At 67.9% G+C, this 22,596-nt stretch carries 23 protein-coding genes; 9 read left to right on the top strand and 14 right to left on the bottom strand.

Translation table 11 applies throughout. The features are described from left to right. Positions 1-37: 37 nt before the first annotated feature. From fdhF to purC, 7 genes are all read right to left on the bottom strand, one after another. Positions 38-2,917, bottom strand: coding sequence for a formate dehydrogenase subunit alpha (gene fdhF, locus Q4F04_RS02695; protein WP_303368291.1), 2,880 nt, complete (start codon positions 2,915-2,917; stop codon positions 38-40). After that, positions 2,914-4,431, bottom strand: coding sequence for an NADH-quinone oxidoreductase subunit NuoF (locus Q4F04_RS02690; protein WP_303368290.1), 1,518 nt, complete (start codon positions 4,429-4,431; stop codon positions 2,914-2,916). Before Q4F04_RS02690 ends, fdhF begins: the two co-directional genes overlap by 4 nt. Further along, a complete protein-coding gene (locus tag Q4F04_RS02685; RefSeq protein ID WP_303368289.1) occupies positions 4,431-4,892 on the bottom strand; it encodes a formate dehydrogenase subunit gamma in 462 nt (153 codons plus the stop codon). The genes Q4F04_RS02690 and Q4F04_RS02685 overlap by 1 nt, the downstream gene beginning before the upstream one ends. A 144-nt stretch (positions 4,893-5,036) precedes the next feature. Further along, entirely contained in the window at positions 5,037-5,906 is an 870-nt protein-coding gene (locus tag Q4F04_RS02680) for a LysR family transcriptional regulator (RefSeq protein WP_303368288.1), read from the bottom strand. Beyond that, complete coding sequence (locus Q4F04_RS02675; protein ID WP_303368287.1) at positions 5,903-6,238, bottom strand: class I SAM-dependent methyltransferase; 336 nt, start codon at positions 6,236-6,238, stop codon at positions 5,903-5,905. The genes Q4F04_RS02680 and Q4F04_RS02675 overlap by 4 nt, the downstream gene beginning before the upstream one ends. Then, positions 6,235-6,474 (bottom strand): phosphoribosylformylglycinamidine synthase subunit PurS, encoded by a 240-nt coding sequence (gene purS / locus Q4F04_RS02670; RefSeq protein WP_303368286.1) that lies wholly within the window; start codon positions 6,472-6,474, stop codon positions 6,235-6,237. Before purS ends, Q4F04_RS02675 begins: the two co-directional genes overlap by 4 nt. A gap of 14 nt (positions 6,475-6,488) precedes the next feature. After that, positions 6,489-7,247, bottom strand: coding sequence for a phosphoribosylaminoimidazolesuccinocarboxamide synthase (purC, locus tag Q4F04_RS02665; protein WP_303368285.1), 759 nt, complete (start codon positions 7,245-7,247; stop codon positions 6,489-6,491). Positions 7,248-7,399: 152 nt separating this feature from the next. Between purC and Q4F04_RS02660 the strand changes: the two genes are divergently transcribed. Then, on the top strand, positions 7,400-7,714 hold the full coding sequence (locus Q4F04_RS02660) for a DUF1476 domain-containing protein (protein WP_303368284.1): 315 nt from the start codon (positions 7,400-7,402) through the stop codon (positions 7,712-7,714). Positions 7,715-7,756: 42 nt separating this feature from the next. On the opposite strand, the gene Q4F04_RS02655 is transcribed toward Q4F04_RS02660, so the two are convergent. Genes Q4F04_RS02655 through Q4F04_RS02645 form a run of 3 tightly spaced genes read right to left on the bottom strand, consistent with a single transcriptional unit; the run spans position 7,757 to position 9,971 of the window. After that, a complete protein-coding gene (locus tag Q4F04_RS02655; protein WP_303368283.1) occupies positions 7,757-9,064 on the bottom strand; it encodes an MATE family efflux transporter in 1,308 nt (435 codons plus the stop codon). A gap of 3 nt (positions 9,065-9,067) precedes the next feature. Beyond that, complete coding sequence (locus Q4F04_RS02650; protein WP_303368282.1) at positions 9,068-9,532, bottom strand: PaaI family thioesterase; 465 nt, start codon at positions 9,530-9,532, stop codon at positions 9,068-9,070. Between the two features lies 1 nt (position 9,533). Continuing rightward, entirely contained in the window at positions 9,534-9,971 is a 438-nt protein-coding gene (locus Q4F04_RS02645) for a PaaI family thioesterase (protein WP_303368281.1), read from the bottom strand. Positions 9,972-10,110: 139 nt separating this feature from the next. Between Q4F04_RS02645 and Q4F04_RS02640 the strand changes: the two genes are divergently transcribed. The 7 genes from Q4F04_RS02640 to Q4F04_RS02610 all read left to right on the top strand — a co-directional run bounded on the left by Q4F04_RS02640 (position 10,111) and on the right by Q4F04_RS02610 (position 18,490). Next, positions 10,111-10,524, top strand: a complete 414-nt coding sequence (locus Q4F04_RS02640; RefSeq protein ID WP_303368280.1) for a MerR family DNA-binding transcriptional regulator — start codon at positions 10,111-10,113, stop codon at positions 10,522-10,524. A gap of 177 nt (positions 10,525-10,701) precedes the next feature. Continuing rightward, positions 10,702-12,477, top strand: coding sequence for an acyl-CoA dehydrogenase C-terminal domain-containing protein (locus Q4F04_RS02635; RefSeq protein WP_303368279.1), 1,776 nt, complete (start codon positions 10,702-10,704; stop codon positions 12,475-12,477). Between the two features lie 317 nt (positions 12,478-12,794). Further along, positions 12,795-14,006 (top strand): acetyl-CoA C-acetyltransferase, encoded by a 1,212-nt coding sequence (locus Q4F04_RS02630; RefSeq protein WP_303368278.1) that lies wholly within the window; start codon positions 12,795-12,797, stop codon positions 14,004-14,006. 2 nt (positions 14,007-14,008) lie between these two features. After that, positions 14,009-14,257, top strand: coding sequence for a hypothetical protein (locus Q4F04_RS02625; RefSeq protein ID WP_182791484.1), 249 nt, complete (start codon positions 14,009-14,011; stop codon positions 14,255-14,257). 10 nt (positions 14,258-14,267) lie between these two features. Next, positions 14,268-16,451, top strand: coding sequence for a 3-hydroxyacyl-CoA dehydrogenase NAD-binding domain-containing protein (locus tag Q4F04_RS02620; RefSeq protein ID WP_303368277.1), 2,184 nt, complete (start codon positions 14,268-14,270; stop codon positions 16,449-16,451). Positions 16,452-16,580: 129 nt separating this feature from the next. Continuing rightward, on the top strand, positions 16,581-17,012 hold the full coding sequence (locus Q4F04_RS02615; protein WP_303368276.1) for a DUF2231 domain-containing protein: 432 nt from the start codon (positions 16,581-16,583) through the stop codon (positions 17,010-17,012). Continuing rightward, complete coding sequence (locus Q4F04_RS02610; RefSeq protein ID WP_303368275.1) at positions 17,012-18,490, top strand: sorbosone dehydrogenase family protein; 1,479 nt, start codon at positions 17,012-17,014, stop codon at positions 18,488-18,490. The genes Q4F04_RS02615 and Q4F04_RS02610 overlap by 1 nt, the downstream gene beginning before the upstream one ends. 36 nt (positions 18,491-18,526) lie before the next feature. On the opposite strand, the gene Q4F04_RS02605 is transcribed toward Q4F04_RS02610, so the two are convergent. After that, positions 18,527-19,510: an adenosine kinase gene (locus tag Q4F04_RS02605; protein WP_303368274.1), complete on the bottom strand. Its 984-nt coding sequence runs from the start codon at positions 19,508-19,510 to the stop codon at positions 18,527-18,529. A 60-nt stretch (positions 19,511-19,570) separates the two neighbouring features. Further along, complete coding sequence (gene nth / locus Q4F04_RS02600) at positions 19,571-20,278, bottom strand: endonuclease III (protein ID WP_303368273.1); 708 nt, start codon at positions 20,276-20,278, stop codon at positions 19,571-19,573. Positions 20,279-20,462: 184 nt separating this feature from the next. Between nth and Q4F04_RS02595 the strand changes: the two genes are divergently transcribed. Beyond that, complete coding sequence (locus Q4F04_RS02595; protein WP_303368272.1) at positions 20,463-21,125, top strand: OmpA family protein; 663 nt, start codon at positions 20,463-20,465, stop codon at positions 21,123-21,125. Between the two features lie 66 nt (positions 21,126-21,191). On the opposite strand, the gene Q4F04_RS02590 is transcribed toward Q4F04_RS02595, so the two are convergent. Then, complete coding sequence (locus tag Q4F04_RS02590) at positions 21,192-21,752, bottom strand: F0F1 ATP synthase subunit B (RefSeq protein WP_303368271.1); 561 nt, start codon at positions 21,750-21,752, stop codon at positions 21,192-21,194. Continuing rightward, complete coding sequence (locus Q4F04_RS02585) at positions 21,749-22,300, bottom strand: F0F1 ATP synthase subunit B' (RefSeq protein ID WP_303368299.1); 552 nt, start codon at positions 22,298-22,300, stop codon at positions 21,749-21,751. The genes Q4F04_RS02590 and Q4F04_RS02585 overlap by 4 nt, the downstream gene beginning before the upstream one ends. Positions 22,301-22,596: the final 296 nt, after the last annotated feature.

The following is a 22,596-nucleotide window of genomic DNA, read 5'->3' as shown; positions in this document are numbered from 1 at the left end:
CCCGGCCCGCTGCCTTGGCGGGCCGGTCCTGTTTTGCTCATTCCGCGGCCGGCAGGATGCGGCGGGCCAGTTCCGAATGGCTGCGATACTGTTCCTGCCATTCCGAAGGCCCGTTCGAGGGGCTGACCTGCACCGCCGTCACCTTGAACTCGGGGCAGTTGGTCGCCCAGTCCGAGTTGTCGGTCGTCACCACGTTCGCCTGCGTGTTCGGATGGTGGAAGGTCGTGTAGACGACGCCCGGCGCCACCCGGTCGGTGATCTTCGCCCGGATCGTCGTGTCACCCGCCCGGCTGGCCACGCGGACGTAATCGCCCTCGCGGATGCCGCGCTGCTCGGCGTCATGGGGGTGGATCTCCAGCAGATCCTCGGGGTGCCAGACGGTGTTGTCGGTGCGCCGGGTCTGGGCGCCGACGTTGTACTGCGTCAGCGTCCGGCCCGTTGTCAGCAGCAGCGGGAAGCGGCCGCCGGTGCGTTCGTCGCTGGGCACATACTCGGTGTTGATGAACTTGCCGGGGCCGCGTGCGAAGCCGTCGATGTGCATGACCGGCGTGCCCAAGGGGGCATCCGCGTTGCAGGGCCATTGCACCGACTGCTCGCGGTCCAGCAGGTCGTAGCTGACGCCCGAGAAGCTGGGGGTGGTCAGCGCGATCTCGTCCATGATCTGCGAGGGGTGGTCGTAGTGCCAGCCCGCGCCCAGCGCATTCGCCAGCATCACCGTGATTTCCCAGTCGGCATGACCGTTCATGGGGGTCATGGCTTTGCGGACCATGTTGATCCGCCTCTCGGCATTGGTGAAGGTGCCGTCCTTTTCCAGGAAGGATGATCCCGGCAGGAAGACATGGGCGTAGTTCGAGGTCTCGTTCAGGAACAGGTCGTGGACGATCAGGATGTCGAGGCTCGCCAGCGCCGACTGGACATGGGTCGTGTCGGGGTCGGACTGCAGCACGTCCTCGCCCTGGCAGTAAAGGCCCTTGAACCGCCCCTGCGTCGCCGCGTCGAACATGTTGGGGATGCGAAGCCCCGGTTCATCGGACAGCAGCACGCCCCAGACGCGCTCATAAAGCTTGCGCGTCTCGATGTCGGTGACATGGCGATAGCCCGGGTATTCGTGCGGGAAGGACCCCATGTCGCACGAGCCCTGCACGTTGTTCTGCCCGCGCAGGGGGTTCACGCCGGTGCCGGGCTTGCCGATGTTGCCCGTCATCATCGCAAGGTTGGCGATCGCCATGACGGTCGTGGAACCTTGCGAATGTTCCGTCACCCCCAGCCCGTAGTAGATAGAGGCGCGGGGCGCCTTCGCATAGGCGCGGGCCGCCTGCCGGATCAGGTCGGCGGGGACCTGGCTGTAACGCTCGACTTCCTCGGGGGAATGGCGGGGGTCCAGCAGGAAGTCGCGGTATTCTAGGAACTCGTCCCAGTCGCAGCGTTCGCGGATATAGGCCTCGTCATAGAGACCCTCGGCCGCGATCACATGGGCCATCGCGGTCAGGACGGCCACGTTGGTGCCGGGCAGCAGCGGCAGATGCAGCGCCTCGTTCCGGTGCGCCGTGTCCAGCAGGTCGATATGGCGCGGGTCGAGCACGATCAGCCCCGCCCCTTCCCGCAGCCGACGCCGCAGGCGCGAGCCGAAGACGGGATGCCCTTCCGTCGGGTTCGCCCCGATCACCAGCGCGAGGTCGGTGTCCTCGACCGAGTCGAAGTCATGCGTTCCCGCCGAGGTGCCGAAGGCGGTCTTGAGGCCATAGCCAGTGGGCGAGTGGCAGACGCGGGCGCAGGTGTCGGTGTTGTTGTTGCCGAAGACCGCGCGGGCGAGCTTCTGCACGAGATAGGTTTCCTCGTTGGTGCAGCGGGACGAGGTGATGACGCCAACCGAATCGCGGCCATGCTTCTCTTGCGTGGCGCGCAGGCGGTCGGCGGCGAAGCGGATCGCCTCGTCCCAGGACACCACCCGCCACGGGTCGGTGTAATGCTCGCGGATCATCGGGTTCAGGATGCGCTCGGCATGGGTCGCATAGCCCCAGGCGAAACGGCCCTTGACGCAGCTATGCCCGCGGTTGGCCTTGCCATCCTTCGACGGCACCATCTTCACGACCGTCTCGCCGCGCATATGGGCGTCGAAGGAGCAGCCGACGCCGCAATAGGCGCAGGTCGTCTTCACGATGCGCTCGGGGGTGCCGATCTCGATCACCGTGTTCTCGATCAGGGTGGCGGTCGGGCAGACCTGCACACAGGCGCCGCAGGACACGCAGTCCGAGGACAGGAAGCTGTCCGACATCATCCCCGCGCTGACGCGGCTGTCGAAGCCGCGGCCGTCGATGGTCAGCGCGAAGGTGCCCTGCACCTCCTCGCAGGCCCGGACGCAGCGCGAACAGACGATGCATTTCGCCGGATCGAAGGTGAAATAGGGGTTGGAATGGTCCTTGGCCCGCCATTCCGGGTTCGGCTCGCCGTTCTCGCGGCGCTGGAAGTGGTTCTTGCCCGGCTCATAGCGGACTTCGCGCAGGCCCACCGCGCCCGCCATGTCCTGCAACTCGCAGTCGCCGTTCGCCGCGCAGGTCAGGCAGTCGAGCGGGTGGTCCGAGATGTAAAGCTCCATCACCCCGCGCCGGATCTGCGCGACCTCGTCGGTCTGGGTGTGGACGACCATGCCCTCGGCCACGGGCGTGGTGCAGGAGGCGGGCGTTCCCCGCATCCCGTCGATCTGGACGACGCAAAGACGGCAGGAGCCGAAGGCCGTCAGGTGGTCGGTGGCGCAAAGCTTCGGCACCGTGACCCCGGCGATGGCGGCGGCGCGCATGACGCTGGTCCCCGCGGGGACCGCGACGGGTATGCCGTCCACCGTCAGCGTGACGGTGATGTCCGAGTGCGACGCGGGCGTGCCGAGGTCGCGGTCGTCGGGAATGATGAAGTCCTTCATTCGGCAGCCTCCACCCGGACGCCGCGTCCGGTGAAATCATCGGGGAAATGCGTCAGCGCGGACATGACCGGATAGGGCGCAAAGCCACCAAGGGCGCAGAGGCTTCCCCATTTCATCGTGTTGCAAAGATCGGTGAGGACCGGGATCGCTTCAAGATCGCCGCCCGCGATCCGGTCGATTGTTTCCACCCCGCGGGTCGAGCCGATGCGGCAGGGGGTGCATTTCCCGCAGGACTCGATGGCGCAGAACTCCATCGCGAAGCGGGCAAGCGGCAGCATGTCGGCGGTCTCGTCGAAGATGACGATGCCGGCGTGGCCGACGAGGCCCTCTTTCCCGGCGAACTCCTCGTATCCGAAGGGCGTGTCGAACAGCGCGCGCGGGAAATAGGCTCCCAGGGGGCCGCCGACCTGCACCGCCTTAACGGGCCGCCCCGAGGCGGTGCCGCCGCCGATCTCATCCACGATCTCGCCCAGCGACAAGCCAAAGGCGACCTCGAACAACCCGCCATGCTTGACGTTGCCCGCGATCTGCAGCGGCATGGTCCCGCGCGACCGGCCGATGCCATGCGCCGCGTAAGCCGCCGCGCCATTCGCCATGATCCACGGCACGGTCGCCAGCGACAGCACGTTGTTGACGACCGTGGGCTTGCCCAGGAACCCTTCCAGCGCCGGAATCGGGGGCTTGGCCCGCACCACGCCACGCTTGCCTTCCAGGCTGTTCAGCAGGCTGGTTTCCTCGCCGCAGACATAGGCGCCCGCGCCGACCCGCACCTCCATGTCGTAGCCATAGGCGGAACCCAGGACCGACGGCCCCAGCACACCGGCCGCCCGGGCGATGTCGATGGCCGTACGCATCGCGCGGATCGCGTCGGGGTATTCGCTGCGGATATAGACATAGCCCTGCACGGCACCGACGGCGATGCCCGCGATGGCCATGCCCTCGATCAGGGTGAAGGGGTCGCCCTCCATCACCATGCGGTCGGCGAATGTGCCGCTGTCGCCCTCGTCGGCGTTGCAGACGATATACTTGCGGTCGGCGGCAGCCTTGGCGACGGTCGCCCACTTGATGCCCGTGGGAAAGCCCGCCCCGCCCCGTCCGCGCAGGCCGGATTCCGTGACTTCGGGGACGATCCTCTCGGGCGCGGCCAGCGCGGCCTTCAGCCCCTCAAGACCGCCGTGGGCCTTGTATTCCTCCAGCGACAGCGGGTCGATCACGCCCACACGGGCAAAGGTCAGCCGGGTCTGCCGCTTCATCCAAGGCAGGTCGTCGACCGGCCCCAGGGCCAGCGGATGCCCCTTCGGGTCGGCAAGGATCGCGGGCACATCCTCGGGCGCGACCGGCCCGAAGCCATGCCGCACACCGTCGATCTCCAACTCCATCAAAGGCTCGAGCCAGATCATCCCGCGAGAGCCGTTGCGCGTCGGCGCCACCCCCATCTCGCGCTGAACGGCCTCGGCCACCTCGTCCGCGCCCAGCGCTCGGGAGGCGGCGTCAATCGGAACCCAGACCCGCATCAGCGCGCCCCCTCTGCCATCGCCACGATCCGTTCAGCCGTCGCCCGCCCGACCAGCCGGCCGTCCAGTTGCGCCGAGGGCGCGCAGGCGCAGAGGCCGAGGCAGAACACCGGCTCCAGCGTCAGCCGCCCGTCCCCGGTCGTCTCGTGCCAGTCGAGCCCCAGCGCCCCGCGCACCTGATCGGCCAGCGCATCCGCGCCCATGGACTGGCAGGCCTCGGCCCGGCAGAGGCGCAGGACATGGCGGCCCGCGGGCGCCTCGCGAAAATCGTGGTAGAAGCTGACGACGCCGTAAACCTCGGCCCGGCTCATCCCCAAGGCGTTGCCGATGATCGGCTGGGCGGCCTCGGGGATCATGCCCCATTCGGCCTGCACGTCATGCAGGATCGGCAGCAACGGCCCTTCGGACCCCGCATGGCGCGCAATGATCGCCTGCAGCCTTTCCAGGCTTTCCCCGTCCATTGCCGCAGCCTTGGGCTTGTTCGGGAGATGGGGCGAGTTGGCGCTTGTTGTCATGAGCTGGCTCCGAGGGAAATCCGCTGGCGCCCTAGGCATAGGTCGCCGCGATAGGCGCATCAATCCTGAAGTATCGTCTTCTGATAGATCTTATCTATTGAAACTCTGCCGCGCCACCTGCAGCAGCGCCTCGACCAGCGGCGGCAGCGGCTCGCGGTCCGCCAGCACCAGCCCGACCCGGTTGCCCGGCCCGCCCGACAACGGGCGCGCCCGCACCCCCGCCGGCAAGGGCAGCCCGTCCGCCAGCGCCTGCGGCAGGATCGCCGCCCAGTCGCCGGTCGTCACATGGGACAGGATCGCCAGCATCGAGTTCGATTCGACCCGCGGCACCGCCGGCGCATCCGCCTCGGCCAGCCGCGCAGCCACGATGCGGCGGTTCTGCATATCGGGGGTCAGGAGGCACAAGGGGCGGGTCGCCGCCTCGGCCCAGGACACAGGCCCCGTGTCGTCGGTCCTGTCCACAAGGCACAGGGTTTCCAGAAACAGCGGCACCGTCCGCAGCCGCCCCAGATGCTCACCGTCGAGGTAGGTCACGCCCGCGTCCAGTTCCAGCGCGGCGATCTGGTCGCGGATCTCGTCCGAGGACCGCGACAGGATCGTGACCTCGGCCAAGGGATGGCGCGACAGGAAGGGCGCGGTCAGTTCCGCGATGCGCGGCATGGCCGTGGGGATCACCCCAAGCCGCAGCCGGCCCGAGACGCCGCTGCGGGTCGCCCGCAGTTCCGCCTGCATGGTCCGCACGTCGCCGACGATGCGCCGCGCCCAGTCCAGCACCCGCTCGCCTTCCGGCGTCAGCCCGTGGAACCGCGATCCGCGCCGGACAAGCTGCACGCCAAGCTGATCCTCCAGCGACTTCAGCGCCGAGGACAGCGAGGGCTGCGTGATCCCCAGCGCCTCGGCGGCGCGGCCGAAATGCCGCTCGCGCGCAAGGACCATGAAGGCGTGCAGCCGGTCGATCATGCGATCCGGCCAGCGATCACCGTCAGGGGGAAACGGATGGCGACGGGCAGCGCCTGCGCCCTGCCCTCGCGCCAGTCGATGCGCGGATGCGCGGGCGCCTGGACCAGTTGCGCTGGGCTGACATCGACCCCGGCCACGGCGTCGAAGTGATCCGCCGGCGACGGGGTCAACTGGCCCGAGCCGCAGCCCACATCCACCGCCAGCCCGCGTCCGGGGCAAAGCGCGGCCAGCGCGGCGGCGAGTTCGGGGGGATAGGTCGGGCGGGCACCGGCGTAATCGCCCGCCCCGGTCTGGAAGTGGCTGGCGCGGCGGTCGGGCGCGCCGCCGGTCACAGGATCTCGACCCGCCAGCTTTCGATCACGGTGTTGGCCAGCAGCTTTTCACACATCTGTCCCACCTCGGCCTCGGCAGCGGCGCGGTCGGTGGCCTCAAGGTCAAGCTCGATCACCTTGCCCTGCCGGACGCCGTTCACCCCGGAAAAGCCCAGCGTGCCCAGCGCGTGGCGGATCGCCTCGCCCTGCGGATCGAGGACGCCGTTCTTCAGCATGATCGTGACTCGGGCTTTCATGCGCGGCGGTCCTTTCAGTTGATGAGCGTCGGCTTGACCGGGACGGCGGCGGGCATGACGCCCAGGCGGCGGGCGACCTCGGTATAGGCGTCGGTCAGGTTGCCCAGGTCGCGGCGGAACACGTCCTTGTCCAGCTTCTGGCCGGTCTTCACGTCCCACAACCGGCAGCTGTCGGGGCTGATCTCGTCGGCCACCACCAGCCGCATGAAATCGCCGTCCCAGATGCGGCCGATCTCGATCTTGAAGTCGACCAGCTTGATGCCGACGCCGTAGAAGACGCCCGACAGGAAGTCGTTGACCCGCAGCGCGAGGCTGACGATGTCGTCCATGTCCTGCTGCGTGGCCCAGCCGAAGGCGATGATGTATTCCTCGGACACCATCGGATCGCCGAGTTCGTCGTTCTTGTAGCTGTATTCGACGATGGGCCGGGGAAGCTGGGTCCCCTCCTCCATCCCCAGCCGCTTGGCGATGGAACCGGCGGCGAAGTTGCGCACGATCACCTCAAGCGGGATGATCTCGACCTGCCGGATCAGCTGCTCGCGCATGTTGATGCGGCGGATGAAATGGGTGGGGACGCCGATGTTGCCCAGGCCCTGCATGAAATATTCGGACAGGCGGTTGTTCAGGACGCCCTTGCCCTCGATCACCGCCTTCTTCTGGGCGTTGAAGGCGGTGGCGTCGTCCTTGAAATACTGGATCAGGGTGCCCGGCTCGGTGCCTTCGTAAAGGATCTTGGCCTTGCCCTCGTAGATCTTCTTGCGCCTCGGGGCCATGATCGCGCCTTTCGTCTGGGCAAAGGGGGAATTCGTCGCCGCACCCATAACGCCGATCGGCCTTCGGGGGCAATACGGACGGGCTTGGAAACAGGGTTGCGGCAACGAGGGAGCGGGGGCATACCGAACGCAACCCTTGGACGGAGGCCGCAATGACCACTTTCGACGACCGCGAACGTTCCTACGAGACCAAGTTCGCCCTTGACGCCGAGCTGCGGTTCAAGGCCGAGGCGCGGCGCAACCGCCTGCTGGGCGAATGGGCGGCGGGCCTTCTGGGCAAGACGGGCGACGAGGCGCGCACCTATGCGCTGACCGTCGTGACCTCGGACTTCGAGGAGCCGGGCGAGGACGACGTTTACCGCAAGCTCAGCGAGGATCTGGCCGGCCGCGCGGACGAGGCCACCATCCGCGCGAAGATGGCCGAACTGCGGGAAGAAGCCCGCCGCCAGATCGCCTCCGAGGCCTGAGCGCCCCTCCCTGCCCCGAAAAGGCCCCTTCGGGGGCCTTTTTCATGCCGCGGCGGCCTCGGCGCGGGGATAGCGGCTGGCCATGGTGATGCCGCGCATGGCGTTCAGGATCATCAGCGCCGCCCAAAGGCCGTGGTTGCCGAAGGTCGGCGGCAGCACCAGCAGCGCCAGCACATAGACGGCGACCGAGGGCACCATGGCGTTGCGCATCTCGCGTGTCAGGGTGGCGCCGATGAAGATGCCGTCCAGCATCCAGCTTGCCACGCCCACCAGCGGCGCCAGCACCAGCCATGGCAGGTAGATGCGGGCCACCTCGCGCACCTCGGGCGAGGTGGTCAGCAGGTCGATAATCGCCCCGCCCGCCCCCGCGAAAACCCCCGCCAGCAGCAGCGCCCCGCCTGCCGCCCATGCGCTGGTCAGCCGGGACGCGCGCCGCACCCGGTCGGCCCGCCTTGCGCCCACCGCCTGCCCCACCAGCGTTTCGGCGGCGAAGGCCAGTCCGTCCAGCGAATAGGCGGTGATCTGCAGGAACTGCATCAGCACCTGGTTAGCGGCCAGTGCCACGTCCCCCTGCCCCGCCCCCATGAACAGGAAGGTCGTGAACGAGGCCTGCAGCAGCACCGAGCGGATCATGATGTCGCCGTTGACGCCCGCCATCCGCGCCAGATGCGCCCTCGCCCACAGTCCGCCCGCCTGCAGCCCGTCCCGCAGCGCATGGCGGGCGAACCACAGCGCCAGCGCAAAGCCCGACCATTCGGCGGCCAGCGTGGCCCAAGCCACGCCCGGCACGCCCATCTGCAGGCCCAGCACGAACCACAGGTCCAGCCCGATGTTGACGGCGTTCACCAGCAGTTGCACCAGCAGGATGCCCCGCGTCCGCTCGACCGCGATCAGCCAGCCGGTCAGCGCATACATCCCGATCGTCGCGGGCGCCCCCCAGATGCGGATGGACAGGTACTGCCGGGCCAGCGCCTCGACCTCGGCTGACGCGGGCGACAGCCGGAAGGCCAGGCCGAACAGCGGCCCCTGCAGCAGCACCAGCGCCAGCCCCGCGCCCAGACCCACGCACAGCGCCCGCAGCAGATGCGCCCCCGACTGCGCCCGGTCCCCGGCCCCATGCGCCTGCGCCACCAGCCCCGAGGTGCCCATCCGCAGGAAACCGAAGATCCAGTAAAGCGAGGTCAGGATCACCGCCCCGATCCCCACCGCGCCGATGGGGGCGGCCTCGCCCAACTGGCCGACCACGCCGGTGTCCACCATCCCGAGGATCGGAATCGTCGCATTCGCCAGCACGATCGGCAGCGCGATCGCCAGCACCCGGCGATGGGTCAGGGCGTCAGCGGGCGGCAATCCTCAGCCCTGCGCCATCAGGAAATGGCCGTTGGCCTGGGCAAAGGGGCGCTCGGGGCTGTCCTGCCAGGCCTCGACCTGCACGCTGGCATAGCGGCGGCCCAGCCGGACCACGCGGGCGCGGGCATAGGCGTCGCGCGCGCCGGCCGAGCGCAGGTAGTCGATGGTGAAGTCGATGGTCTTGGGCAGGCGCGGCAACCCGTCCGGTCCGGGATGCAGCTCGCGGCCATCCTCGCCCAGAACGGCCCAGACAAGCCCGAGGATCGCCGTGGTTTCAAGGAATGCGGCCGTGACCCCGCCATGAAGCGCCTGCAGCACCGGGTTGCCGATCAGCCTGTCGGAAAAGGGCAGGACGGCGGTCAGCTCGTCCCCCCGTGGGTCCGTGCGGACCCCTAGCCAGCGGACATAGGGAACCTCGGCCAGCATCCGCTCGACGGTCGATTCGCGGGTGGCAAGGATCCGGTCCATGTCACGCCCCCACGGTGAAGGTGCCGGTGGCGGTGGCGACCGGGCTTTCGCCCTCGTCATGGGCCACGGCGCGGACAAAGGCGACGGAGCGGGTCATGTGAAAACACTCCGCCCGCGTCCGCACCCGCTGCCCCGAGGTGGCCGAGCGCAGGTAGTCGATCCGCAGGTCGATGGTCGCCGTCGTCTTCGGCCGGTCGGGATGGGTCAGCACGGCGGCCCCGCAGCAGGTGTCCATCAGGGCCGAGATCACCCCCCCGTGCAACACGCCCGTGCGCGGATCGCCCACGAAGTCGGGGTTCCAGGGCATCGCGATCTCGACCACGCCGGGACCTGCATCGACCAGTTCCATCCCCAGCGCACAGGCATGGGGGATGACCTTCATGAAGACGCGGGCCATCGCCGCCTCGTCCTCGAACCCCTTGCCGGGCACCAGTTCCATCCTGTCCTCCGCCGCCTTGCGCCCTCCGATCAGTGCAATGCCCGCAGCGCCCCCGCAAGAGCGCGCCCCAGTCTTCGCGCAGAGGTTGAGGTCGGCCGAACGCTGCGTTACGTTGCGGCAATTCACAAGGGCGCAGGCGATGCCGGAGAACACCTGGATCAATTTCAAGGACATGTGCGCCCGTTTTGACGTGACGCCGCGCACCCTGCGTTATTACGAATACATCGAGCTTCTCAGCCCGCGGCGCGAAGGCCGCGCCCGCTGGTATGGCCCGCGCGAGATCGCGCGGATGAAGCTGATCATGCGCGGCCGCCGCTTCGGCTTCAGCCTGGAGGAAATCCGCCAGTGGCTGCTGATCTACCAGCAGCAGGGGACGCGCGCGCAATATGAGGTCTGGGTGGAATTCGCGACCCGCCAGCTTGACGTGCTGAAAGCCCAGCGCGCCGAGATCGAGGCCTCGATCACCGACCTGCAGGACCTGCGCGACGAGACCGTGCGGCTGCTGGCCGAGATGCCCGAAGGCGGCGATCGCCCTGCAGAGGGCCGCGGCTGACGTTCCGGCACGCGCCAGTCTGACGCAGCGTTCCCGCTGGCGAAGAGCGCAGCGGTTTGTAATCGTTGCATGAGACGGCCGGGACGGGAGGGGTTCGGCCATGTCCGGCGGCCGGTGTCCGGTCCGGTTCAGGGCGCCCCCCCCTCCTGCCGGCCAGCGATCCTTCAAGGAGGCCTCATGACCGCCTATACCGCCCCGATCCGCGACATGCAGTTCCTGCTGCACGAAGTGCTTGAGGTCTCGGCGTCCGGCCTGCCGGGCCATGCCGAGCTTGACCTGTCCTTCACCGAGGCCGTGCTGGAAGCCGCGGGCCAGATCGCAAGCGAGGTGCTGGCGCCCCTGAACGCGGTGGGCGACCAGCAGGGCTGCGTGCTGGAAAACGGCACCGTCCGCACGCCCCAGGGCTTCAAGGCGGCCTTCGAGGCGATGAAGGAAGGCGGCTGGACCGGGCTCGACTGCGATCCCGAATACGGCGGCCAAGGGATGCCCTATGTGATGGGCGTGGCCACGGGCGAAATCTTCGTGTCCGCGAACATGGCCTTCAACATGTACCAGGGCCTGACCCACGGCGCTTATTCCGCCATCCACGCCCACGGCACGGACGAACAGAAGCAAACCTATCTGCCGAAGATGGTGTCCTGCGACTGGACCGGCACCATGAACCTGACCGAGCCGCATTGCGGCACGGACCTGGGGATGCTGCGGACCCGCGCCGAGCCGCAGGAGGATGGCAGCTACCTGATCACGGGCCAGAAGATCTTCATCTCGGCCGGCGACCACGACCTGTCGGAAAACGTGATCCACCTGGTTCTGGCGAAGGCACCGGGCGGGGGCGAGGGCACCAAGGGCATCAGCCTGTTCATCGTGCCGAAGTTCCTGGTGAACGAGGACGGATCATTGGGCGAGCGCCAGCCTGTCTCGGTCGGCAAGATCGAGGAGAAGATGGGCATCCACGGCAACTCGACCTGCGTCATGAACTATGACGGGGCGCGCGGCTGGCTGCTGGGCGAGCTGCACAAGGGGATGCGCGCCATGTTCACCATGATGAACGAGGCGCGGCTGGGCGTGGGCCTGCAGGGCTATGCCGTGGCCGAGGCGGCCTATCAGAACTCGGTCGCTTATGCCCGCGACCGGCTGCAGGGCCGCGCGGTGACAGGGGCCGAGAACCCGTCCGGCCCCGCCGACCCGATCATCGTGCATCCCGACATCCGCCGCGCGCTGATGGATCAGCGGTCCTTCCTGGAAGGCGCACGGGCGCTGGCCTTCTGGGGCGCGCACATGATCGACCGCGGCCACAACGGGGATGCGGCAGCCGAGGGGCTGGTGTCGCTGCTGACGCCGGTCATCAAGGGCTTCCTGACCGACAAGGGTTTCGAGGGCACCGTGCAGGCCCAGCAGGTCTATGGCGGCCACGGCTATATCGAGGAATGGGGCATGTCGCAGTTCGTCCGCGACGCCCGCATCGCCATGATCTACGAAGGGGCGAACGGCATCCAGGCGCTGGATCTGGTGGGCCGCAAGCTGGCGCTGGACGGCGGCAAGCACGTCATGGCCTTCTTCGAGATGGTCAAGGGCTTCATCCGGGAGAACGAGGGCAACACGGCGCTGAAGGCCGATTTCCTCGACCCGCTGAAGGCTGCCTCCAAGGATCTGCAGGCGGCGGCCATGTTCTTCATGGAACGCGGCATGAAGAACCCGAACGACGCGCTGGCGGGGTCGTATGATTTCATGCACCTCTTCGGGCACGCCGCGCTGGGCCTGATGTGGGGTCGCATGGCCGTGGCCGCGCAGAAGGCGCTGGACGAGGGCACGGGTGACCGTGGTTTCTACGAGGCCAAGCTGACGACCGGTCGCTACTACATGAAGCGGCAACTGCCGATGACTGGCACGCATCTCGCCCGCATCCAGTCGGGGGCCGAGCCGGTGATGGCGCTTGCGGCCGAGCAGTTCTGAGATGACCACCCTCCCCGCCTGCGGCAGGGCCGGAGCCTCCGGCGGGGATATTTTGACGAAGAAGAACGCAGGCCGAATGCGGCCTCGGTCCGCGCGGCCCGTGGGCATCTCTGGCGGACCGAGGCTTTCTTCTCCTTCGACGGTCATCGGCTTCCCAGCCTTTACCGTGAGACTGAGACTGAAGCAGAAGCCTTGAGAAACGGTTAACCGCTCACGAGATTCTTCTTCGAACAAATATCCCGCGGGATCGTCGTATGCGACGATGGGGGCGCAAAGCGCTCGCCTTGCCCCGCGCCAACGTTTCGATCGGAGGACGCATGACCGACGCCTATATCTACGACGCCGCCCGCACGCCGCGTGGCAAGGGCCGCAAGGACGGCAGCCTGCACGAAGTCACGGCGGTGGCGCTCTCCGCCCGGCTGCTGAACGCGGTCAAGGAGCGGAACGGTCTCAGCGACCACGCGGTCGAGGACGTGATCTGGGGCAACGTCACCCAGGTCGGCGAACAGGGCGGCTGCCTTGCGCGATCTGCCGTGCTGCTCTCGGACCTCGACGAGCGGGTGCCGGGCCTCTCGATCAACCGCTTCTGCGCGAGCGGCATGGAGGCGGTGAACCTGGCCGCCAACCAGGTCAAGGCCGGCGCGGGCGAGGCCTATATCGCGGGCGGCGTCGAGATGATGGGCCGCGTCGCCATGGGAAGCGACGGCGCCGCCATCGCCGTGGACCCCAGCCTTGCGATGAAGACCTATTTCGTCCCGCAGGGCATCTCCGCCGACATCATCGCCACCGAATACGGCTTCACCCGCGAGGAGGCCGATGCCTTCGGCGTCGAATCCCAGCGCCGCACCGCCAAGGCGTGGGAGGAAGGGCGTTTTGCCAAGTCCATCGTCCCGGTGCGCGATCAGAACGGCCTCGTCATCCTCGACCGCGACGAATACATGCGCCCCGGCACGACGATGGAAGACTTGGCCAAGCTGAAGCCCGCCTTCAAGGACATGGGCGAGGTCATGCCCGGCTTCGACAAGGTCGCGCTGCTGAAATACCCCCATCTCGACCGGATCGAGCATATCCACCACGCCGGGAACTCGTCGGGCATCGTGGACGGCGCCGCGGCGGTTTTGATCGGCAGCAAGGAATGGGGCGAGGCGCGCGGCCTGAAACCCCGCGCCCGCATCCGCGCGACGGCCAAGATCGGCACCGACCCCACGATCATGCTGACCGGGCCCGTGCCGGTGACGGAACGCGTCCTGCAGCAGTCGGGCATGAGCATCTCGGACATTGACCTTTTCGAGGTGAACGAGGCCTTCTCGTCCGTCGTCCTACGCTTCATGCAGGCCTTCCAGGTCGATCCCGCACGGGTCAACGTCAATGGCGGCGCCATCGCGATGGGCCATCCGCTGGGCGCGACCGGCGCCATCATCATCGGCACCCTGCTGGACGAACTGGAACGGCAGAACAAGGAAACGGGTCTCGCGACCCTGTGCGTGGCCTCCGGCATGGGCGCGGCAACGATCATCGAGCGGGTGTGAGCATGCAGGTCTTTCGCAAACGCCCGGACGGCGAGATTTATCTGCCGCATCCCGATCGCGCTGGACGCTACGTCCTTGGAAATCCGCAATACGGTAATGAGAAGCACCACGCGAAAAACAAGGTGCTGGCTGACACTTTGGAAGAAGCCGTGCGGCTTGTGGAGCAGCACGGTTTCTCGCTCCGCATGAAGGGTCAGGCCACGAAGCAGACGAATCTCATTTCGCCCCGCGAAATCCAGATCGTCCGATAGGGAGAGTGAAATGACCGATTTCACGATGCAGAAGAGCGACGATGGCGTTGCCGTCATCACCTGGGACGTGCCCGGCAAGTCGATGAACGTGCTGTCGATGGACGGCGCGGGCGAGTTGAACAACCTGATCGACGATGCCTTGGCCGACGAAGCCGTGAAGGGCATCGTCATCACCTCCGGCAAGGCGGATTTCGCCGCCGGCATGGACCTGAACGTGCTGGCGCAGATGAAGGAAGGCGGCGCGCAGGCGGTCTTCGACGGCGTCATGAGCCTGCACCACCTGCTGCGGAAGATCGAACTCGCGGGCATGGACCGCAAGACGCAGAAAGGGGGCAAGCCGATTGCCGCCGCCCTGCCCGGCACTGCGCTGGGCATCGGGCTGGAACTGCCGCTGGCAACTCATCGCATCTTTGCCGCCAATAATCCCAAGGCCAGGATCGGCCTGCCCGAGATCATGGTCGGCATCTTCCCCGGGGCGGGCGGCACCACGCGGCTGATCCGCAAGCTGGGCGCGATGGCGGCGGCCCCTCTGTTGCTGGAAGGCAAGATGAACGACCCGCAGAAGGCGAAGGCCGCGGGCGTCATCGACGAGGTGGTGGACGATCCGGTTGCGGTCGCCAAGGCCTGGGTCTTGCAGGCCACCGACGCGGATCTGGTGAAGCCGTGGGAGGCGAAAAGCTGGAAGATGCCCGGCGGTTCGCCCTATACGCCGGGCGGATTCATGACCTTCCTCGGCGCCTCGGCCATGGTCATGGGGCGCACGATGGGCGTCTATCCCGCGGCCAAGGCGCTGATGAGCGCGGTCTATGAAGGCTCGCTGGTGGACGTCGACACCGCGCTGCGGATCGAGGCGCGCTGGTTCACCCATGTGCTGATGAATCCGTCCTCGGGCAACATGATCCGCAGCCTCTTCATCAACAAGGAGGCGCTGGAGAAAGGCGCAAACCGGCCCGAGGCGCCGGATCAGAAGGTCCGCAAGGTCGGCGTCCTTGGCGCGGGCATGATGGGCGCGGGCATCGCCTATGTCTCGGCCAACGCGGGCATCGAGGTCGTGCTGATCGATTCCACGCAGGAAGCGGCCGACCGGGGCAAGTCCTACGCGACCGGGCTGCTGGACAAGGGCATCAGCCGGAAGAACGTCACTGAAGAGAAGAAGGCCGAGGTCCTTGGCCGCATCCATGCCACCACCGATTATGCCGCGCTGGACGGCTGCGACCTGATCGTCGAGGCGGTGTTCGAGGACCCCTCGGTCAAGGCCGACGTGACCGCCAAGGCCGAGGCGGTGATCCCCGAGGACGCGATCTTCGCCACCAACACCTCGACCCTGCCCATCGGCGATCTGGCGCGTGCCAGCAAGCGGCCGGATCAGTTCATCGGCATCCACTTCTTCAGCCCCGTGGACAAGATGGCGCTGGTCGAGATCATCCGCGGCCAGCAGACCGGCGACCGGGCGGTGGCCAAGGCGCTGGATTTCGTGCGGCAGATCCGCAAGACGCCGATCGTGGTGAACGATGCGCGCTTCTTCTACGCCAACCGCTGCATCATCCCCTATATCAACGAGGGCATCCGCATGGTCGGTGAAGGGGTGAACCCCACGCTGGTCGAGAATGCGGCCAAGCTGATGGGGATGCCGCTGGGACCGCTGCAGCTTGTGGACGAGACCTCGATCGACCTGGGCGTCAAGATCGCCAAGGCGACGAAGGCCGCGATGGGCGACGCCTACACCGATCAGGACGTGGACGCGGTGATCTTCAAGCTGGCCGACGAGGGCCGGATGGGGCGCAAGGCCAAGGCGGGCTTCTACGACTATGACGAGGCGGGCAAGCGCCAAGGCCTCTGGTCCGGGATCGGCGAGAACTGGGCGCGGGCCGAGGACCAGCCGGAACTGACCGAGGTCCAGCACCGCCTGATGTTCGTCCAGGCGCTGGAGGCCGTCCGTGCCTTGGAACAAGGCGTGCTGACCGACATCCGCGAGGGCGACGTGGGCGCGATCCTCGGCTGGGGCTTCGCGCCCTGGACCGGCGGGCCTTTCGGCTGGCTGGACATGCTGGGGGCCGGGCGGGCGGTGGAAATCGCCGAAAGGCTGGCCGCCGAGCATGGCGACCGCTTCACCCCGCCCGCGGTGCTGCGCGAGATGGCCGACAGGGGCGAAAGCTTCTATGGCCGCTTCGGGACGCAGCGGCAGGCGGCCTGACGCGGACCTTTCCGCCATGACTGCAGCGGGCGCGAGATCAGCTTTCGCGCCCGCTGTCTTCTGCAACCGGCAGGGGAACCACTCACGGCTTCGTGCGTTCGCCCTTCTGGCAGTGCAGGGAAAGTGGTCATGGTAGCAGTTTACGGTCCGATCGACCTCAGACCGATTCATCCGATCCACGCGATCCTTCTCTCATTCCCTTTCCCCCTGTTCCTCGGCACCCTGCTCAGCGATTTCGCTTACCGCGCGACCTACGAGATCCAGTGGGCGAACTTCGCGCAATGGCTGAACGCCGGCGGCCTGCTGGTCGGCGCCTTTGTCGGGCTCTGGGCGCTGATCAACCTGTTCCGCCGGGAAACGCGCGGACGCCGCCGCAGCATCATCTATTTCGTTGTGGTGCTGGCCATGTGGGTTCTGGGGCTGATGAACGCCTTCATCCACGCCAAGGACGCCTGGGCCATCATGCCCGAGGCGATCTGGCTGTCGGCGATCTCGGCCTTTCTGGCGCTTGTCGCCGCATGGATCGGCTATTCCGGTCTTTCCATCGACGAGGTGAACTGATGCGCCCGCTTCTTCTTCTCGGCACCGCCATGGCGGCTGCTGTCTTGGCGACCGGCGCATCGGCGCAGGACGGCGGAACGCCGCCCCCCGAATACGGCCCGAACCCCACGCTGCCCGAACCGCAGCGCGGGCTGCTGCCGACCATGACGATCCCGCGTCCCGCCCTCTGGGGCGACGAGCGTCCCACGGTGCCCGAAGGCTATACCATCCAGCCCATCGCCACGGACCTGCGGATTCCCCGCCAGACGCTGGTCCTGCCGAACGGGGACATCCTTGTGGCTGAAGGCTCGGGCGGCAACGCCCCTGCGCTGCGCCCCAAGGACATCATCGCGGCCTATATCAAGAACCTGGGCAAAAGCTCGGTCGAGCCGGGGAACCGGCTGACGCTGCTGCGCGACGCGGATGGCGACGGCACCTATGAACAGCAGGGCATCTTTGCCGAGAACCTGAACGCGCCCTACGGGCTGGCCTATGTCGACGGCACCATCTACGTCGCCAATCAGGATGCCGTGGTGCGCTTTGACTATGCCGACGGCCAGACGCAGGCGAGCGGCCCGCCCACGGTGCTGACCCGCCTTCCGGCGGCGATCAACCATCACTGGACCAAGGCGATGACCGCCAGCGATGACGGGCGCTTCCTGTATGTCGGTATCGGATCGAACAGCAACATCACCGAACGCGGGCTGGAGATCGAGGAAGACCGCGCCATGGTCTGGCAGATCGACACCCAGACCGGGGCCAGCCGGGTTTACGCCACCGGCCTTCGCAACCCGACCGCGCTGACGATCCAGCCGGAAACGGGCCAGCTCTGGGCCGTGGTGAACGAACGGGACGAGATCGGCCCGAACCTCGTTCCCGACTATCTCACCTCGGTGCAGGAAGGCGGGTTCTACGGCTGGCCCTACAGCTACTGGGGCCAGAACGTGGACATCCGCACCCAGCCCCAGAACCCTGAACTGGTCGCCGCGGCGATCGTGCCGGATTATGCGCTGGGGTCGCATGTGGCGGCGCTGGGCGTGGATTTCTCGGTCCCGGCGATGGGGGCCGAGTTCGCGGACGGCGTCTTCGTGGGCGAGCATGGAAGCTGGAACCGCAACCCGCCTGTCGGCTACCGGGTGATCTTCGTCCCCTTCGAGGACGGCCGCCCCGTGGGCGAACCGGTCGACTTCGTGACCGGCTTCCTGCGGGACGAGGACAATACCCGCGGTCGCCCCGTGGGGGTGACGGTCGATCCCCGCGGCGCCCTGATCGTGGCCGACGACCTGTCGAACACGGTCTGGCGGGTCACGCCGGACAATCCCGTGCCTGCGGCCCAGGCGGCGGCAACGCAGCCGGCCCCCACGTCGGGCGAGACCGGGACAAGCCCCGCCACGACAGGCGGGGAACAGGTGCCCGCACCCCCCGCGCCGACGCTGCCGGCCTCGGAAGAGCCTTCAGCCCCCACGACCGGCTTTGGCCAGCCGACCCAGACGCCGTGATGCCCCGGGGATGAGGCGGCGCGGGGTGCCCGCCTCTCAGACCAGCCCTTCGGCCCGGAACAGCACCATGACATCCGCCTCGGGACGGGCGCCGAGGTGGGTGATCACCTCGGCCGCGGCGATGCAGCCCATGCGGCCCGCGACGGCCAGCGGCTTGCCCGTCGCCAGCCCGTAGATCAGCCCCGCCGCGAACTGGTCCCCTGCGCCGGTCGCATCGACCGGCGTCACGGGATGGACCGGAGCCGTCACCCGCTCTCCTTCCCGGATCAGGATCGCGTCCTCGCCCGAGCGGGTGCAGATCACCGTCCCGCAATCCGCCGAGGCGAGGCGCAGCGCCTCCTCCAGATCCTCGACCTGATAAAGTGCCTGCCATTCGTGGAGGTTGCCGATGACGTAATCCATCGGCCCCGCCACCAGCCGGCGGAAATCCTCGCGGTGGCGGTCCACGCAAAACGGATCGCTCAGCGCGATGCCCGCCTGTCCGCCCGCGGCATGGCAGGCCTGGGCAGCCTTGAGGAAGGCGGCCTTTCCCTTGGGCTTGTCAAAAAGATAGCCTTCGAGGAACAGCCAGCTTCCGCCCGAGAACAGGCCCGCATCCACGTCGCCTTCATCCAGTTCCGCCGAGATGCCGAGATAGGTGTTCATCGACCGCTCGCCGTCGGGCGTCACGAAGATGATGGATCGCGAGGTCGGAAGCCCCGCCTCGGCCGGCGGATTGACGAAATCGGTGCCGTCCGTCCCCATCTCATGCGCATAGGCGCGACCCAGGTCGTCCGCCGCCACCCGCCCGATGAAGGCCGTCTCAAGCCCCAGCCGCCCAAGTCCCGTCAGCGTGTTCGCGACCGAGCCCCCGGGCACCAGCCGCGCGCCGGTATCGGCATGGGTCAGCTCTTCGGCGCGGTCACGCTCGATCAGCTGCATGATGCCCTTCCGGATGCCCAGTTCGGCAAGCCGCGCGTCGCTTGCCGTCGAGATCACGTCCATCACGGCATTGCCGATGCCGATCACCTGATATGCCATGCGCTGCCCCTTGTGCCTGTCCCGGCGCTTAAACCGGGGACGCGCGGCAGGGACAAGAGGTCAGGCCGGATCGGTCGTCTTCGGCTCATAGGGGCACTGCGGGCGGATCGGGCAGATGGTGCAGCGCGGGCGGCGGGCCTGGCAGATGTAGCGGCCGTGCAGGATCAGCCAGTGATGGGCGTTCTGCTGGAACCCGGCGGGGACGTTGTCCTCGATGGCGCGCTCTACCTCGGCCTCGTCGCGGCCCGGCGCGATGCGGGTGCGGTTGCCCACGCGGAAGATATGGGTGTCCACCGCCTGCGCCGGGATGCCGAAGAACGAGTTCAGCACCACATTCGCGGTCTTGCGCCCCACGCCCGGCAGGCTCATCAGCGCGGCCCGCGAGGTCGGCACCTCGCCGCCGAACTCGTCCACCAGCCGCTGCGACAGGGCCACGATGTTCTTCGCCTTCTGCCGGTAAAGGCCGATGGTGCGGATCAGCTCGGTCACGCCCTCGACCCCCAGCGCGACCATCGCCTGCGGCGTGGGGGCGGCGTCGAACAGCGCGGGCGTGGCCTTGTTCACGCCCACGTCCGTCGCCTGCGCCGACAGCGCCACCGCCACCAGCAGGGTGAAGGCGTCGCGATACTGAAGCTCGGTCACCGGATGCGGGTCCGCCGCCTGCAGGATGCCGAAGATGGCGACCTGATCTCGGTAAGGCAGCGGCGGCGGCACCCGCCCCTTGCCACGGGGGGGGTTCTTGTCGGCAGGAGAAGGGGTTCGGACCATGGCAGGGTGATGCCCCGGTCGGCGGAAACACGCAAGCCTTCGGGAAAGTCGAGAGAATGTGACGCGCTTTCAGGGGCTTCGGCTGGCAGACAGGGGGAACTTCTGAAAGGCTGGCGCCGTTCGGCGGCATGACGGGCGACCCCGACGGGCGCCACGCCGCCTTGGCAAAGGAAAGGACAGAACCATGATCCGCCGAGTTCACCTGTTGATCGCCTCCGTGGGGGTCATGGCGCTTGGCGCCTGCGCCCAGGACCCTTATGGCCAGTTCGGCAACATGAGCAGGACGCAGCAGGGCATCATCGCCGGCGCCGCAACCGGCGCGGTGCTGGGCGCGGTCCGCGACGACGACAGCAACAACCGCGGGCGCGACATCGCGCGGGGCGCGATCGCCGGGGGCGCGGCGGGCGGCCTGATCGGCTCGGTCCTGGATGCGCAGGCCCGCGCGCTGCAGCAACAGATGACCACGCCCGGCGTGCAGGTGGTCAACACCGGGCAGACGCTGAACGTCACGCTGCCGGAAGGGGTGCTGTTCGCCTTTGACAGCGCCGCCGTGTCCGGCCCGGCGCAGAACGACCTTTACGCGCTGGCGCGGAACCTGCAGCAATATCCAAACTCGACCGTGCAGGTGATCGGCCATACCGACTCGACCGGGGCCGCCGCCTACAACATGGACCTGTCGCAGCGCCGGGCGCGGTCGGTGGCCTCCATCCTGACGGCGGGTGGCGTATCCCCGAACCGCATCGCCACGCAGGGCATGGGGATGAACCAGCCCATCGCTTCGAACGCGACCGAGGCGGGCCGCGCCCAGAACCGCCGGGTCGAGATCATCATCCGCCCGAATCGCTGAGATCGGCAGAGGCAAAGGAAAACCCCCGGTGTTGCCACCGGGGGTTTTTTCATGATCCCGAGAGGATCAGTTCAGGTGACGGGCAACGTCGTCAATGGCGCGGTCGATGCCTGCGGCGCGGTCCTGCGGACCCATCTGGCGGCCCAGCACTTCGGTCGCGGCAGCCATGGCGACCTGGATCGCCTGGTTGCGGACGGCGCGGATCGCGTCGTTCTCGGCGGCCGTGATCTGGTCCTGGGCGGCCTGCAGCCGGCGCTCGATGGACTTCTGCAGATCGACCTTGGCCTTGTCGGCCTGTGCCACGGCCTCGCGCTTGGCATTGGCCACGATCTCGCCGGCCTGGGTGTGAACCTCGCGCTGGCGGCGTTCGTAGCTGGCGTAGATTTCCTGCGCCTCGTCCCGCAGGCGGCGAGCTTCCGAGATGTCGGCCTTGATCCCCTCGGCCCGGCGGTCCAGCAGCCGGCCGATGGCGCCCGGCACCTTGTAATACAGCAGGATGCCGATGAAGGCGAGGAACGCCAGCAGCACGATGAAATCCGTGTTGGCCAGCGAGAAGAAGGCCCCCTCAGCAGCCAGCGCGGGGCTGGCGGCGAAAGCGGCCGCAAGGGCGGTCAGGCGGGCGATCATAGCGCGGCTCCCTTGATGCGGGCATCGACGGCCTGGTCGATCGAGCCATCGGCGTTGCCGCCGAAGGTCCGCACCAGTTCGGCCGCGACATCGCGGGCGACGTTGCGGGCGTCGGTTGCGGCGGAGTCGCGGATCTCGGAAATCCGGCGCTCGGATTCCTGGGTCCGGGCGGCGATGTCGGCATCGGCCCTGGCGATGGCGGCGGAAAGTTCCGCGTCGATCTCGGCCTTGTTGGCGGCCACGATCTTCTGCGCCTCGCCCCGGGCATCGGCCAGCGCCTTGTCATAGGCGGACTCGGCCTCGCGCGCCTTGCGCTTGAAGTCCTCGGCCGCGGCCAGATCGGCGGTCATCAGCCCCTGACGGTCCCCGAGGATGCGGCCGATGCGCGGCAGCGCCACCCGCGACAGGATCAGGTAGATCAGCGCCAGCGCCACCAGCAGCCAGAAGATCTGGTTGCCGAAGGTGGCGAAGTCGAGCTGCGGCATCCCGGCGGAAGCGGCCGCATCGGCGCCATGCGCGACGGCATGGGTCGTGTCGGTGCCCGGCACGGCGGCCCCGGTCACAACCTCGGTCGGCAGGTGGCCCTGACCGTCCTGCGCGATGGCGGGTGCGTTCTCGACGCCCGAGGCGCCGGGGACGATGATGGAATCGGTGGCGTGGGTCTGGGCCGCGGGCGATTCCGCGGCGGCGACCGGATCGGTTCCGACGGGCGCGGCGGTCACCGCACCGGTCGTCGTGGTGGTCGTTTCGACCGCGGTCGGGGCGGTCTGCTGCATTAGGCTGAACATTTCCTATCCCTGGCCTGCGGTTGTCAATCGGGCGGGCGCGTCATGCGCCCGCCCAA

It is taken from the genome of Paracoccus sp. (in: a-proteobacteria) (genome assembly GCF_030536915.1).
Classification (GTDB): domain Bacteria; phylum Pseudomonadota; class Alphaproteobacteria; order Rhodobacterales; family Rhodobacteraceae; genus Paracoccus.
The sequence above is the reverse complement of the archived record's forward strand: the minus strand, read 5'-3'. Positions and strand labels throughout refer to the sequence as shown.

Coding starts and splice junctions, on each gene's coding strand:
- purC (WP_303368285.1), bottom strand. CDS start 7,247: ATGGCCCCGAGGCGCAAGAAGATCTACGAGGGCAAGGCCAAGATCCTT.
- Q4F04_RS02625 (WP_182791484.1), top strand. CDS start 14,009: ATGCAGGTCTTTCGCAAACGCCCGGACGGCGAGATTTATCTGCCGCAT.
- Q4F04_RS02650 (WP_303368282.1), bottom strand. CDS start 9,532: ATGGACCGGATCCTTGCCACCCGCGAATCGACCGTCGAGCGGATGCTG.
- Q4F04_RS02610 (WP_303368275.1), top strand. CDS start 17,012: ATGCGCCCGCTTCTTCTTCTCGGCACCGCCATGGCGGCTGCTGTCTTG.
- Q4F04_RS02630 (WP_303368278.1), top strand. CDS start 12,795: ATGACCGACGCCTATATCTACGACGCCGCCCGCACGCCGCGTGGCAAG.
- Q4F04_RS02615 (WP_303368276.1), top strand. CDS start 16,581: ATGGTAGCAGTTTACGGTCCGATCGACCTCAGACCGATTCATCCGATC.
- Q4F04_RS02640 (WP_303368280.1), top strand. CDS start 10,111: ATGCCGGAGAACACCTGGATCAATTTCAAGGACATGTGCGCCCGTTTT.
- Q4F04_RS02590 (WP_303368271.1), bottom strand. CDS start 21,752: ATGATCGCCCGCCTGACCGCCCTTGCGGCCGCTTTCGCCGCCAGCCCC.
- Q4F04_RS02685 (WP_303368289.1), bottom strand. CDS start 4,892: ATGGACGGGGAAAGCCTGGAAAGGCTGCAGGCGATCATTGCGCGCCAT.
- Q4F04_RS02620 (WP_303368277.1), top strand. CDS start 14,268: ATGACCGATTTCACGATGCAGAAGAGCGACGATGGCGTTGCCGTCATC.
- Q4F04_RS02680 (WP_303368288.1), bottom strand. CDS start 5,906: ATGATCGACCGGCTGCACGCCTTCATGGTCCTTGCGCGCGAGCGGCAT.
- Q4F04_RS02595 (WP_303368272.1), top strand. CDS start 20,463: ATGATCCGCCGAGTTCACCTGTTGATCGCCTCCGTGGGGGTCATGGCG.
- nth (WP_303368273.1), bottom strand. CDS start 20,278: ATGGTCCGAACCCCTTCTCCTGCCGACAAGAACCCCCCCCGTGGCAAG.
- Q4F04_RS02605 (WP_303368274.1), bottom strand. CDS start 19,510: ATGGCATATCAGGTGATCGGCATCGGCAATGCCGTGATGGACGTGATC.
- Q4F04_RS02645 (WP_303368281.1), bottom strand. CDS start 9,971: ATGGAACTGGTGCCCGGCAAGGGGTTCGAGGACGAGGCGGCGATGGCC.
- Q4F04_RS02660 (WP_303368284.1), top strand. CDS start 7,400: ATGACCACTTTCGACGACCGCGAACGTTCCTACGAGACCAAGTTCGCC.
- fdhF (WP_303368291.1), bottom strand. CDS start 2,917: ATGAAGGACTTCATCATTCCCGACGACCGCGACCTCGGCACGCCCGCG.
- Q4F04_RS02635 (WP_303368279.1), top strand. CDS start 10,702: ATGACCGCCTATACCGCCCCGATCCGCGACATGCAGTTCCTGCTGCAC.
- Q4F04_RS02690 (WP_303368290.1), bottom strand. CDS start 4,431: ATGCGGGTCTGGGTTCCGATTGACGCCGCCTCCCGAGCGCTGGGCGCG.
- purS (WP_303368286.1), bottom strand. CDS start 6,474: ATGAAAGCCCGAGTCACGATCATGCTGAAGAACGGCGTCCTCGATCCG.